We start from the raw sequence: 13,910 nt of genomic DNA on the forward strand, positions 1-13,910 counted from the left end.
TTTTCTAAATGGCAGCTCTCGTCAATATATATATTGTATTCGTAATTGCTTTCCATAAATTTAATTTCCTTAGTGTATTTTAATTATATTTTCAATCTTTTTTTACCAGTTAGTAATTGCTGCATTAATCCTTTTTTTTGCAATTGCAATTGGTTTCGTTGGTTAATTAAGAGGTTTATTTCTTGATCTGCTGTGTTTAGAACTTGAGCTATTGCGGTTTGTTCTTTTAGAGGTGGTATATTTAGCTTAATACCTCTAAAATTTTTCCATCTAAGACCTCCACGACGATCAATAGAGCCTTCCATTCTACGGTTGTATTCATGGATTAGTTTATGTGATTTAAGTACTTTGAATAAGTAAATATCATCTATGGTTTCATTAGTTTTAAAAACAGTATACATAGGGCTGACTAAGCCGCACTCATTAAAATCTTGATAACCAATAGAACCTTCTTCTATGTGATTTGTAGCATAAGCAAAGTAATTGCGAGGGACTACTTTGTATTTTGATAAATCATCTCCAAAAACTTGCCTCCCGAAATACTCTAATGAAGGCACTAGTCCATCATATTTAGTGCAGGATAAGACTTCAATGTCATCATTGGTTTCATTTTTCTGACTGTATTCATCAGCAAATTCTTCAATACGTTTTTCTTCCCACTCCTCACTAAACCCAGGCAAGCGTTTTTTGCCACTTAACAAGTGTTGCATTAGAGCTTTTTTAAGCTGTTGTTTTGCTTTTATTAAATTGTTTAGTTTTGTAATTGCAATGTCCCAAGTGCTTAGGCAATTTGCTATTGCTGTTTGTTCTAGTAGTGGTGGCATCGGAATATTCAACTCAGATATTTGCGATGAATATATATGTACTACTGAATATCCCTGCGCTAAAGCTATCTTCTGTTTTATTGCCATTGATGAATTTAAAAAAGCAGCTAAATATGGGCTATTTAATTTATTCGAATTGTAAATCATTAAGTCTCCACCTGCATATGTTTCCTTTGATCCAATAAAAGCCACTGCCTTACCGATTTCATACCGATCTTCACCTGAACAAGTAATTAGCACATCTCCATAAGCTAGAAGCTTACTTTTTCTACTTGTTTCTTTATCTATAAAAGAAACTGTTTCTTTAAAAGTGTTATCATAATACGTATACAGCTCACCGTATCTAATACATTGAAGTCCTTCTTTTTTAATTTCAGACTTTGAAATTCCTTTTCCTTTTTTGAAGGTTCCAATTTTACTAAGATTTACTACGTTCCAATCCTCAGGAATCCAACCCAACTTGGTTTCTTTAAAACCTTTTTTATTTTCTATTGCTTGTAGCTCCATTATTGTTTTTTGGTTTTAATTTGCTCTGCAAGCGCTTTTAAATCTTCTAAATCTTGCCTGTCTGCTTCTTGTGCAGCTTCTGTTTTACGGAGTTTATCGAAAGCCATATAATGTGCTTTCACCTTTTTCTCCATAATGGTTTTACTTATGCTCCCCGATGTTTTAAGTACAGGAAACTCATTAAAAGCTATTAATTTATCTAAATTACCTTGCCAGTAATTCATAGTTAGATCTTTTTGGTTTTTAACTCGTAACTCTGCTTGCTCTAAAAAGATAACGACTAATCTGTTTAAACTATCTAGCTCATCGGCGGTAAGATAATTTTTAGCGATTGCTATGTCTTGCTTTCGCACCACGCTGCCTTTCCAGTTAGTGAGTCCCATATTTAATTTTTTGGCGTCGGCACGGGCTACAATCATTTCTGCAGCTGTTTTTTTTGTTACTGCAAATAGTAGTTTGTTTTGTGCTTCGGCAAAGTACATTTGGGTCGCCTTATCGGTAGCATCATAGTCGCTACTTAAACTAAACAGGTCGCGTACTTTTTGGTAGAAGCGTTTTTCAGAGCCACGTATGTCTCTAATGCGTGCTAATAATTCATCAAAATAATCAGCACGACCATCAGGATTTTTAAGACGCTCGTCATCCATAATAAAACCTTTACGCATATAGTCTGCAAGGTTTCTGGTTGCCCATTGTCTAAATTGTACGCCACGTTTGCTACGTACACGATAGCCAATGGCAAGAATCATTTCTAAGGTATAAAATGTAATATTGTAATCTTTACCATCTACGGCAGTTGTCAAGTATTCCTTGACAACTGAATTAGCACTTAATTCATTGTCTGACAATATGTTATTTATATGCAGGCTAATATTCTGCTTAGAGGTGACAAAAAGTTGAGCTAATTGATTTTGATTTAACCAAACACTACCATCTCTTTCAAATAATGCTATAGATACTTTACCATCATCGGCTGTGTAAATAATGATGTTATTTTGTTCTTCCATAAACTATAAACTTAATTCTTTTAGATACTCTTGCATTTTCTGTTGCACATCTACCAATTCGCTTTCTATTTTAGAAATCTCATTTTGCACTTCGCTAATACTAATTTCTTCTTCTTCCTCAAAAGTATCTACATATCTAGGTATGTTAAGGTTGTATTCATTTTCTTCCATTTCGGATAATGTAGAGACATAACTATATTTCTCTTTCAGTACACCTGGATTTGCTTTTTTTTCGCGAAATTCAAGGTAAGTTTCAACGATATCAGAAATGTGTTTTGGTCCTAATACATTTTGGTTTTTACCGCTTTCGTATCCTTGGCTAGCATCTATAAATAAGGTTTCTGTACGTTTGTCTTTTCCTTTATTGAAAATTAGAATCGCTGCAGGAATACCAGTACCAAAAAATAAATTTGCAGGCAAACCTATAACGGCATCTAATAAATTATCTTCTATGACACGTTTACGGATACGTCCTTCTGCACTACCTCTAAACAATACACCGTGTGGCACTACTACGCCCACCATTCCTGTGTCTTCGTAGGCACTCTCTATCATGTGACTAATAAATGCCCAGTCGCCTTTGCTTTTAGGGGGAACACCTCTATTAAAACGATTATATTTATCTTCTTCCGCTTCCTCTTGTCCCCATTTGTCAAGTGAAAATGGAGGATTTGCTACCACGGTGTCAAACTTCATAAGGTTATCACCCTCAGTATGCTTAGGATTACGCAACGTATCTCCCCAGCGTATTGAGGCATTGTCGAAGCCATGTAAGAACATATTCATTACAGCTAATGCCCAAGTGCTTCCGTTGGCTTCTTGTCCGTATAAAGAAAAGTTATTATCACCTACTTGCTGACCTGCTTTAATTAATAATGATGCTGAACCACAAGTTGGATCGTAAATACGTGCACCAGACTTAGATTTAGTTAAACGTGCTAATAGAGTAGAAACTTCCTTAGGTGTGTAGAATTCACCTGCTTTTTTACCTGCATCGCTCGCAAAGTTTGAGATTAAGAACTCGTAAGTGTCTCCCAATACGTCTTGCCCTTCTAAAGACGATGGCTTTAAGTCTAGCTTATTAAAGTCTGTTAGTAGATTTTTTAGTCTTGCACTTTTATCTTTTTTATCTCCAAGATTACTGCTATTAAAACTGATGTTTCTAAAAATCCCTGCGCCATCACTACTTGTTAGTTTTTCGCGATTTGCTTCTTGTAAATCTTCTAAAGCAATATCTATTAATTCGCCTATATTAGATTCGTTACGTTTAGTGTATAAAGAATTAAAGTGGCTATGTTCTGGCACTATAAAACGCTCGGATGCCATTGCACGTTGAGCTCTTTCGATATTATTATCGTATTTTTCAAGATATGCTTCATACTTTTCGGTGTAGGTGTCTGACACATATTTTAAAAATAACATGACTAAAATGTAGTCTTTGTATTGACTAGGATCTATAACTCCTCTAAAAGTGTCACAGGCTTGCCAAATGATTCTATTAATGTCTACTGATTTAATTTTATTGTTCATAATTTCTAAATTTTATTTAATAATAATAATAATTCTAATTGAGTGGTTTTTAAACAATCTAATTCTTTCAATAATTTTGATTCTCGTTTTTTGAGTTCATCTATAGCTACAATATTTTTTTGAATACTTAAAGGTGGTATTTTTATATCTAAATCACCAAGTATTGTTCGGTTAATGGCAGGTAATGCAGTACCACGACTATAACCACGCAACTCTTTTTGTGTGCTTTTTAGATTAATATACCAAGCAATATATTGCGGAGTTACAGCGTTTACTACATTTTTTAACACCATAAAGACAGAAGATGCAACCATAGATTTTGAATCATCTATTATATTGTGAGCAATAAAGCCGTGATGTCCCTTTGCTAAAACGATGACATCGCCTTTCTTTAAAAAATGTTTTCCGAACTTTGAAGATGGCATCAAAGCAGGTTCGATAAATGGGTCGATAGTGTGAGTTTCTGTAAAATCACTAGCCCCTAAGTAGTAGATTTCTCCTTGCGGATTTCTACGTCCATTTACCCCTGAAGATATAGATGTGATTTCTTTTAATTTCATTTTATTAGTTGTTATCCGTGTACAAATATATATTTTAAATTAAAATACACGCCTAATAAAATGTATTTTTTTTGTTGTTATCTGTGTACAATTTATTTCATTTCTTAAGGGAATGGAAGGCGGTAATAAGTTTTATATAAAGATATAATTATACAATTATATCTAGAAATGAAGTTAAGTCTTGATGAGATTTACATTTGGAAAGAAGGTGAAGAGTAATTATACCACATAATTTTTCCGTTTTAAAAATAGTTAATTTTTTTAGCTACTGAGTTTTTTATACTCAAGCTAATAAATCGTTCTTTTTCGTGTCCTTTATCCATTTTTCCGGGAATTTAGTGTTGATTTTACTGGGCTCAGAGACATTTTACGTGAAAAACATTGAAATTTGTAATAAACAAAAATCTCAAAAAAACACACAAACTACTGATTTACAAGTAGTTTTAACCAAAGAGAGACTTCCTAACTTCGCGCAGCGGGTTACCCTCTTACCCCTCTCTTTCTTCCGATCCAAAATATGAAAAACCATTAACCTTTTTTAAACTACTACTAGATTTTAACTTCTGTATTTATCCTTCTCATTTTAAGATGTTTATTGTTTGAATTTTATTTATTAAAATCATCCTTTAATTTAGAATTATATATCCTAAAAACGGCTATGTTGCTTGCTTTGAAATTGTAGATTTGAAACTAGAATTAAGCATACTTAACTTTTGAAGCTGGAGTTGAACATGGAGTTCATGCGCATTTCAGCAGGAGCGGAATGGACAATGGAAACTTTGACGTTGTGTCCAAGATATTTTGTAATAATGCGCTTTTTTTAGAAATCCTAACCGAAACAAACGAAGGTGATTACACATGTAAATACGAAGATGAATACTCCCATAATCATCCTCAAGATTTCATCACATTCTCTGTGCTGGTTACTGAAGCCATATACAAAAACAATAGATTATTTCCTTTTTTTGACTGTCCGATCCATTTGCTACATAGAATTGTTTTAGGTGCCTTTATTTTTCAAAGTATCAGAGGGTTTAGGAAATATGCAGAGAAATAAAAATAAGGGAAGACTGATTTTATGAAAATAAATTTAAAAGAGGTGTCTAAATTGTTTTTTTTGCAAAGTAGTATTCCCTATAAAGGAACTTTTAACCTTCTCAATATTATTTGTAAATAACATATCGAAATAAAATGATAACAGAGTAGATGAGTAATTTGTAAGTTGTTTCGAATACTGGTTCACTAAACTTTCTAGCTGATTAAAATAAGTAGACAAAAAAAGGAAAATCTTTATATGCTGTATTACTATTAAAGCTATTAAATTTTATTCTTAGAAAATCAGCATACGCATTAACTTCTTTAACATCAGAAAACGTTCTTGAAAACCTAGTTCAACTAATGCTTCTGATCGCTTAACCTCTTCCAGTAGTATAGATTTAACAGAACCTTCAAAAGAAAATGTAATATACTCAGAATCTCCTTCACCTAAATCATAAATATTAAGCACTCTAATAGTACGATTAACCTTATCTGTTTTATCAATATTATTAAAGTAGTGCTCTTCAGAAATATTAGTATAAAATTCTTTAAGGTCTTTATAAATTTCAGTTTCTAGATACCAATCAAAAAATGCTAAAGGATTTTCTGCTGTACAACTCATAAATCAAAACTACAAAAAAGTAAAATTTAATATCTAGAAATGTTTGACCTGTGATCATAAAAAAAGCCTCTCGATTTCTCGAAAGGCTTGCCATTATTGAAGTGGTCCCACCTGGGCTCGAACCAGGGACCACCTGATTATGAGTCCCAATTATTTAGAATTCTTTTGGTTTCTTAAATTTTCATTTGCTGTTTTAAATACTGATTATCAATACTTTATGTTAAAAATATTTTCATTTATATTTATTTGATTTACTTTTAACCCCTCATTTGTTGTACTAATGTTGTACTTAAACTTTCTTTGCTATGCCTTCAATTAAAATCGTTTTAAGAAAAACTAAACTTCATTCAAATAAATTTCCAATTTATTTAAGAGTCACTCATTTACGAAAATCCAAACATTTTCGAACACCATTTAATTCGACCATAAAAGAATGGAATAACAAAACTGGCGAATTCAATTCAAAACATGAAAATAGTACTCAAAACAATAGAGTCCTTAATAAATTCAAAAGTAAGGTACTCAAAATCATTAATAATTTTGAGATTGACGACAAAGATTTCAGTTTTAGTGCCCTTGAAAAAGAATTGAGATTATTCTCAAACCCACTCCAAAATGACGTTTTTGTTTTTTTTGACACCATTATAAAAGAAATGGTAGATAGTGGCCGAATTGGCACCTCGAAGGTGAATAAAGAAACATCTAACTCATTAAAAAAATTTAATAAAGGCTCCACTTTAGCTTTTGAAGCCTTAAATGCCGATTATCTATACCGATATGAAGTCCATTTAAGAAAAAGAGGTGGTACTAGTGGTGGAATTGGAGTGAAAATGAGAACAATTAGAGCCATTTATAATTTAGCTATTAATCGAGATCTTATAAAAGAAGCCAATTACCCGTTCAAGATTTATAAAATATCAAAACTTAAAGGGTCTAGCATAAAAAGAGCCCTTGGGATGACAGACATTACTATAATTGAAACATTCGACTATTCTACCAATCCACATTTACTAAATGCTAGAAACTATTTCATTTTTAGTTTCTACACTAGAGGGATGAACTTTACAGACATGATGAAATTAAAATGGGACAATATTTCTAAAGAACGCATTTACTACACCCGATCAAAAACAAACTATAATTTTTCAATTAAAATAATAGATCCCATAAAAGACATCTTAACTTACTATAAAAACAGTAACCCCTCAACACAATATGTGTTTCCTATTTTACTAAAAGAAAACCTAACTCCAAGCCAAATAGATAACAGAAAACATAAGGTACTTAAACAATTTAATACCAGCTTAAAAGAAATTAGACAATTATGCGATATTAGCCACAACATCACTAGTTATGTTGCTAGACATAGTTATGCCACTTGTATGCGAAAAAAAGGTGTTTCAGATGAAGTTATTAGTGCCAGTTTAGGACATCAAGAATTAAGTACTACAAAAGCATACTTAAAAAGTTTTGAAGATTTTGAAGTGGACGAAGCTTGTGATTTACTTTTAACCTCCTAAATTAATGTGTATCTATATAAAATTCAGAGGGTTCTTAATGTTTATCGGCATAAATTAATTTTAGTAATAAATTTTTAACAAGCATTATATTACTCAAATTATGTACATTTGTGTAATATACTACCCGTTATGTCTAAAACTAATTCAATATTATTACCGAAACTAGAGCGCCTATTGGAAGAAATGGGCGAACAAATAAAATTAGCCCGTCTTAGACGGAAATTAAGTGCAGATCAAGTTGCAGAGCGCGCAGGCACTAGCAGAAGAACCCTATACTCTATTGAGAAAGGGAAAAGTTCTGTTAGTATAGGTATTTACATTAAAGTTTTAAATGTGCTCGGTTTAGAAAAAGATATTTTAAATATTGCTAAAGATGATGTTCTAGGGAGAAAACTTCAAGATATTGGATTAACAACTAAAGAACGTGCTCCAAAAAGAAACTAAAAATGAAAAGGACTATATATGTTTATGCGGACTGGGCAGAATTAGGTTCAGCTGTATTGGTTGGCGAATTATATTCAGAGACTTTAAGAGGAAAAGAAATCTTTTCCTTCGCTTACCATAAAGATTGGTTACAATCTGATTATGCATATCAATTAGATCCAGATCTAGGCTTGTTTGAAGGCATACAATATTTGAATGACGAGAAATCTAATTTTGGATTATTTTTGGATTCCTCTCCAGACCGTTGGGGTAGAGTGCTAATGAAAAGAAGAGAAGCTGCACTTGCTAGGAAAGAAGAAAGAAAAACGGATAAATTATTTGAAACAGATTTTCTATTAGGTGTTTTTGATGAACATAGAATGGGTGCTTTACGTTTTAAATTGGATAAAGAAGGTTCTTTTTTAAATGACAATAAAGAATTAGCAAGTCCACCTTGGACGTCAATTAGGGAATTAGAGCAAATAAGCTTGCGATTGGAAGATGATGATAGTTTAGACGATCCTGATTATTTAAAGTGGTTACAAATGTTGGTTTCACCTGGTTCTTCTTTAGGAGGAGCAAGACCAAAAGCAAGTGTTTTAGATAACAAAGGAAATTTATGGATTGCTAAATTTCCGAGTAAAAATGATGGTGACGATATTGGTGCTTGGGAAATGGTAACGTATCAATTAGCTATTCAATCTGGTATTGACATGGCAGATTCTAAAGCCGAAAAATTTAGCAGTAATCAACATACATTTTTAACTAAGCGTTTCGATAGAACTAATACAGGTAAAAGAATCCATTTCGCATCTGCAATGACATTATTAGGCTATACAGATGGCACAGATGCATCTTCTGGAGCTAGTTATCTAGAATTGGTAGATTTTATCACAAAACATGGAGCGCATCCAGAAAAAGACTTAAAACAGTTATGGCGAAGAATTGTTTTAAGTATTTGTGTTTCCAATACAGACGACCACCTAAGGAACCATGGTTTTTTATTGACGAAAAAAGGATGGGTATTATCTCCTGCATACGATATAAACCCTGTAGAAACAGGAATGGGTTTAAAATTAAATATTTCTGAAGATGATAATACCTTAGATCTTGACTTGGCTTTAGAAGTTGCTCCTTATTTTAGAATTGAAAAAGAGGAAGGAGAAATTATTATTGATAAAATTCGAGCTGTTGTTTCACAATGGAAAACATTTGCTAATAGATATGGTATTTCACGATTGGAACAAGAACGTAAGGCAGAGGCTTTTATTTAAGGTTTAGTTTATATTAAGCCAACATCACCCCTATATTTTTTTCAATATGAATTTCTGCAATCCCTAATTGTTGAGCGGTAATCCTTATCACTTCATTAAAAATGTTATGATCTTCGTGTAGCTTCATACTAAATTCCAATTTTTGGCCGTTTCAAGTTCTTTGCTAATTACTGTCTTATATTGAGAAAATGGACTTAAACTATTTTTAAGTTGTGTTATAGCATTGGTCTTACCAAGGTATTCAAGCAATGCGCCTAATACCGCTCTAACTCTTGGAGGATATGCCAATGCATATGTTATAATTTCCTTTAATCCTATATCTGACATCTCCTTTAGCATATTGCTTAAAATAATAACACTTGATTTAGAATTTAAATCTGGAATTTTATTAATGTCTTTAATCACATCCAAAAAACCAAGTTGTTTAAAATTTTTATCGGTTACCTCTACATAGCTTTTTGCCGGCGTTGCTTTAATATTTCCGGTTTGCACAGAAATACGTCTCCCCCTACTCGCTATTTTATACTGTGAAGGTACTTGTGTCGTTAACCCCATATTATTGTACAAAGCGAAACCTGTAATATAAGCAACACGTTTATTATCCTTAAAAAGATACGGTTTTAATATTTCTGTACTACTAGGTTTAAGCTCTCCAAAAACTGTGTTTTCAGGTTTATAAAACTTGCCATTAGCCACTTTTTTTATAACACCCTTTTTCTGTAAACGTTCTAGAACTTTAGCTGCTGTTACATATTCGTCTCTAGTAATATCCAGGTCTTTATACCCAAAAGTTTTCCCTAAAGGAAATTGTTCTACTTGATTTGCTATTTTAGTTGAGATATTCATACCTCACAAATATACAAACACTTATTATTTGTCAAGTATTTTGTTTGAAATACTTGACGCATATGCTCTTTAAATTAAAAAAAAAACAACCTATACACCTTCAATCTGTGTGAGTTAAATATTAAGTTACAAATATTTAAGAACCACCAACATTATTCAAAAATTGTAGATCGAAAATTAAGTAACGACCACACAACTTGTATCTCATCGAATTGTTTAAGATCGTTTAATTTTTGCCTTGTAATCAAAACGAAATAGATTTTATTAGAATTTTAAACTACTAATTAATAAAGATTATATGGAACCTTTTATGATCACTTTTGTTTTGGTAACATTTGCTAATGTGATAGATTTTGAAATTTAATTACAGTAAATGAACTCATTGAACTGACTGGGAATCAAACGAAAGAGAAGTATCCTAAAGGCGTTAAAAGCGCAAGCTAAACATCCATGGTATTTATCTAAATTGGTAGCCTTTATAAGACTAAAACTTTTGATAAGGCTGAACTGAATAAGCGGCTCGATTATCCTTTAAAAAAAAGTAAACCCCCTGCAAATAATAATATGCAAGGGGGTTCTATTTTAAAAAATACAAAAATTAATGGTTAAAATATTAGGTTTCCTTTCATCATAAAAAGAACGCTTAATAGTCTTGTATTCTTTTATTTTTTAATTAGTTTTTTAGATAAAACAGTATTTTCTTGTGTTAACCTCACAAAATAAATACCCGATTCCAGATGACTTAGATCAACCGATTCAGTACTACTTTTCAAATTACTTTTCAATACCATTTTACCTAGGATATTGAATATTTCCATATTAGAATTTTGACCATTACTAATAATAAGTACATCAGTCACAGGATTAGGATATAATGTAATATTAATGGATTGATCTGAAATATCGTCTAAGGACAATGAATTATCTTTTAAACTAAATTTAAACCAGTTAATATTCCAACCCGGAGCATCTATATTAAGTCTCATGGTATTAACACCTGCTGTTAAGTTAATTTCTGTACCAGAAGTAACGGTTTCCCAATCCTGCCATCCACCGGTAGCCGCAAAGGTTAAATTATCTACCTCAGTATCTTCAACAAGTAAGCTTAAGCTTCCTCCATCAGATCGACTTGCCACTCTATAACTTACAACGTATACGCCACTAGTCGGCACATTAACTTGATATAATAAATAATCACCTACATTAGTTTTTCCTACATTTAAACCACCACCTTCATCTGTGGTTGTTTCTGTACCTAAACCTGATTTAGATGTAAAATCTTCAGCCTGTACAATTAGTCCAGAACCTGCAGTATTCACATAAAAATCTTGACTTACAGTCACAGCATTAAATAAATCATTTCCGTCTTGAGTTGCAGTTATTGTAGTTATTCCAACTCCATTTATTTGTAATTCTCCGTTTACAACACTGGCAACACTTGTGTCTGAACTATCAAAAGAAACACTTAGCCCTGAACTTGCAGTTGCTGTTAAAGTAAGATTAGCGTCTCCCACCTCACTAACAGGAAGCGGATTAAATGTTAATGTCTGCGTAAGTTTTTCTGACAGATCGATACTTATAGCGTTTAAGTTGAAAGCATTACTACTTCCACCAGCACTAATTTTCATACTCTGAACCCCTTGTGTAAGGCTAACTTCACTAGCGATATTTAAATCTGTCCAAGATTGCTCACCACCTGTAGCAGGTAAAGACACTGCTCCCGTTACGTCTTGACCATCGAAAGATACACTTAGGGTTCCGCTTTCATTAATTCCTGAGTAATTTATTGCAATATTATATATTCCAGATGACGGAACATTAACCGTATATATTAAATACTCTCCAGATTCAATATCCTTAATATTATAACCTCCTGCAGTACATTCTTCAACGTCAACATTTTCATCTGTACGATAAGCACCTCCAGAATTACCTGTTGTACCATCGCTATAGATTCTATCTTCTCCACTTACTGGGGAGTAGTCAAAGTTTTCTGCTTCAATTATCATTGGCAACGAGTTCATAGCAAATGTTGGTAAATTACCTGAATAGCCACTAATTGGATCACCAAAACAACCATCTGGACGACGGAAACTTAATCCTCCAAAACCTAAATAAGCCTGCCCAGTTGGAGCACTTTCATACCCGCCAGTTTCTGCTATAATGTAATCTCGGGTTCTAACAATCCATTTTGCATCTGTATCAGGATTTTTAAAACCTCTACCTACATAGTGTGCTATTGGTAATTCCCACATGTGTTCATTTAAAAATTCTCCTCTTGTTAATCGGTCGTAATTCTGATCGTTATAAGGGTTAATTGCTATAGATTTAGTAAGTCCGCTAGATGATATTCTTTGAATAAATTCACCTGAAGCCGCTGTAGGTTCCCACGGTGTTGTTTGATCTGGATAAGACTGTCGAAAAGATAAATTATAACGTTGCGTGAACTCAAGTCCTAATAATAAACGAGAATTTAAATGTCCCCAAAGGTCATCGCCTTGGTTCCATGCCATTTCTGCTGTTGCACATAATAAACCAATTCCAAAAAACGTATGTACTTGATCTCGTGAACTCTCTTCACATTGTCCGCTCTCCCATATATAGTTTTCTAAAGCAGCATCGTAGTGATAATCTTCATTGGTAACATTCTCAAAATTACGATTATAGGTAACTCTGTATGGCCATTCATCTTTTACTGTAGTGCTCGTTGGAGGCCCAGGATTATGAGGCAAACCACTTACATAGCGAAATGCACGATCATACATAATTTCATTATCAAGAAATATTCCCAAAGCCATACAAGCTCGAATACCAGCTATTTCTTGGTTTCCTGCAGATCCTCCAGTTCCAAACTTATATGCTCGCCAATACCAAGTACCATTTTCACCACTAAGGGAAGCAGGTACCTCGGTATTACTATATCCTGGATAAACCAACATGGCTTTAAATGTATCGATATCGGAAGTTGACCACCCCGGATAGGTGTTTTTAATTAATTCGGCAGCCTCGAGCATAATGTAAATCGCTGAAGTATGCAAGGCGCGGTCTTCTACTTTTGTTAGTCCAGTCCAAGCCATCATAGCTTCTATAGATTTCTCTGCATGCTTTGAATCTCCAGTAAAATACCATTGTAGCGCATTGTAATATGCTGCCCTACTATCATCATCAAATGCTCCATTTTTAAATATATATTCGGTAATAGATGTATTTCCCTGAACCGTATAATTATAACTAGATCTAGAGTCGGACTGCATTTCTTGATATGTAGAATACCAAGGATCTAACTTAGCGTTTACCTGATACTTCATCCGTTCTAAATCGGATATTTTGTGAGAAAGTCCAGGGTGTACAAATTGGGCATTAGCAAACGCATAGATTCCGAATGCAAATAGTAAAGTGAGTAATAATTTTTTCATAAGGTTATTAGTTAAATATGTTTGTAATTTTTTAGAATTCACAACTTTAGTTTGTGCTTGACAGACATAAGCACAGATTACAATAATCAGTTATAAACATGCTTCGTTAATTCTAAATTATTAAGGCTGAACTACTTAACGCTTGATGATTTCACTATGAACTATGATTCTTTCTTTATAAATTATGATTCATTCTTTATAAATTAAAGCCGAAAAAGAGGAAATGTAGCGGAATATGTATAAAAAAATTTTAATTCTGAACCTTATCTCGACCAACGGTATTCTTTATTTGAACAAGTTTGTTAAAAGTGATTTTTGAAGGTTCTGTAAAAGATTTGCGATA

10 protein-coding genes are annotated in these 13,910 nt (G+C 32.9%); 3 read left to right on the top strand and 7 right to left on the bottom strand.

The features are described from left to right. Positions 1 to 83 precede the first annotated feature (83 nt). From R6X41_RS10025 to R6X41_RS10045, 5 genes are all read right to left on the bottom strand, one after another. Positions 84 to 1,331, bottom strand: coding sequence for a restriction endonuclease subunit S (locus R6X41_RS10025; RefSeq protein WP_318499868.1), 1,248 nt, complete (start codon positions 1,329 to 1,331; stop codon positions 84 to 86). Further along, positions 1,331 to 2,338 (bottom strand): virulence RhuM family protein, encoded by a 1,008-nt coding sequence (locus R6X41_RS10030; RefSeq protein ID WP_318499869.1) that lies wholly within the window; start codon positions 2,336 to 2,338, stop codon positions 1,331 to 1,333. Before R6X41_RS10030 ends, R6X41_RS10025 begins: the two co-directional genes overlap by 1 nt. Positions 2,339 to 2,341: 3 nt before the next feature. Next, on the bottom strand, positions 2,342 to 3,868 hold the full coding sequence (locus tag R6X41_RS10035) for a type I restriction-modification system subunit M (RefSeq protein WP_318499872.1): 1,527 nt from the start codon (positions 3,866 to 3,868) through the stop codon (positions 2,342 to 2,344). A 5-nt stretch (positions 3,869 to 3,873) separates the two neighbouring features. Then, on the bottom strand, positions 3,874 to 4,428 hold the full coding sequence (locus R6X41_RS10040) for a restriction endonuclease subunit S (protein WP_318499874.1): 555 nt from the start codon (positions 4,426 to 4,428) through the stop codon (positions 3,874 to 3,876). A 1,330-nt stretch (positions 4,429 to 5,758) separates the two neighbouring features. Beyond that, complete coding sequence (locus R6X41_RS10045) at positions 5,759 to 6,088, bottom strand: hypothetical protein (RefSeq protein WP_318499876.1); 330 nt, start codon at positions 6,086 to 6,088, stop codon at positions 5,759 to 5,761. A gap of 305 nt (positions 6,089 to 6,393) precedes the next feature. On the opposite strand from R6X41_RS10045, the gene R6X41_RS10050 reads away from it, so the two are divergent. From R6X41_RS10050 to R6X41_RS10060, 3 genes are all read left to right on the top strand, one after another. Further along, on the top strand, positions 6,394 to 7,608 hold the full coding sequence (locus R6X41_RS10050; RefSeq protein ID WP_318499878.1) for a site-specific integrase: 1,215 nt from the start codon (positions 6,394 to 6,396) through the stop codon (positions 7,606 to 7,608). A gap of 129 nt (positions 7,609 to 7,737) precedes the next feature. Further along, the gene (locus R6X41_RS10055) at positions 7,738 to 8,052 is read left to right on the top strand and encodes a helix-turn-helix transcriptional regulator (RefSeq protein ID WP_318499879.1); all 315 of its coding nucleotides are present in this window, start codon (positions 7,738 to 7,740) and stop codon (positions 8,050 to 8,052) included. 2 nt (positions 8,053 to 8,054) lie between these two features. After that, complete coding sequence (locus R6X41_RS10060) at positions 8,055 to 9,305, top strand: type II toxin-antitoxin system HipA family toxin (protein ID WP_318499881.1); 1,251 nt, start codon at positions 8,055 to 8,057, stop codon at positions 9,303 to 9,305. A 123-nt stretch (positions 9,306 to 9,428) separates the two neighbouring features. Here R6X41_RS10060 and R6X41_RS10065 read toward each other — a convergent pair whose 3' ends face one another. Both R6X41_RS10065 and R6X41_RS10070 read right to left on the bottom strand, forming a co-directional pair. Continuing rightward, entirely contained in the window at positions 9,429 to 10,151 is a 723-nt protein-coding gene (locus R6X41_RS10065; protein WP_318499883.1) for a DUF6088 family protein, read from the bottom strand. Between the two features lie 662 nt (positions 10,152 to 10,813). Then, positions 10,814 to 13,567, bottom strand: coding sequence for a carbohydrate-binding protein (locus R6X41_RS10070; RefSeq protein ID WP_318499885.1), 2,754 nt, complete (start codon positions 13,565 to 13,567; stop codon positions 10,814 to 10,816). Positions 13,568 to 13,910: the final 343 nt, after the last annotated feature.

This window comes from Formosa sejongensis (assembly GCF_033447105.1).
GTDB lineage: Bacteria > Bacteroidota > Bacteroidia > Flavobacteriales > Flavobacteriaceae > Formosa.

Bases quoted from the DNA above. Each gene is read 5' to 3' on its own strand.
- R6X41_RS10035 (WP_318499872.1), bottom strand. From the start codon at position 3,868: ATGAACAATAAAATTAAATCAGTAGACATTAATAGAATCATTTGGCAA.
- R6X41_RS10045 (WP_318499876.1), bottom strand. From the start codon at position 6,088: ATGAGTTGTACAGCAGAAAATCCTTTAGCATTTTTTGATTGGTATCTA.
- R6X41_RS10070 (WP_318499885.1), bottom strand. From the start codon at position 13,567: ATGAAAAAATTATTACTCACTTTACTATTTGCATTCGGAATCTATGCG.
- R6X41_RS10025 (WP_318499868.1), bottom strand. From the start codon at position 1,331: ATGGAGCTACAAGCAATAGAAAATAAAAAAGGTTTTAAAGAAACCAAG.
- R6X41_RS10040 (WP_318499874.1), bottom strand. From the start codon at position 4,428: ATGAAATTAAAAGAAATCACATCTATATCTTCAGGGGTAAATGGACGT.
- R6X41_RS10030 (WP_318499869.1), bottom strand. From the start codon at position 2,338: ATGGAAGAACAAAATAACATCATTATTTACACAGCCGATGATGGTAAA.
- R6X41_RS10065 (WP_318499883.1), bottom strand. From the start codon at position 10,151: ATGAATATCTCAACTAAAATAGCAAATCAAGTAGAACAATTTCCTTTA.
- R6X41_RS10050 (WP_318499878.1), top strand. From the start codon at position 6,394: ATGCCTTCAATTAAAATCGTTTTAAGAAAAACTAAACTTCATTCAAAT.
- R6X41_RS10055 (WP_318499879.1), top strand. From the start codon at position 7,738: ATGTCTAAAACTAATTCAATATTATTACCGAAACTAGAGCGCCTATTG.
- R6X41_RS10060 (WP_318499881.1), top strand. From the start codon at position 8,055: ATGAAAAGGACTATATATGTTTATGCGGACTGGGCAGAATTAGGTTCA.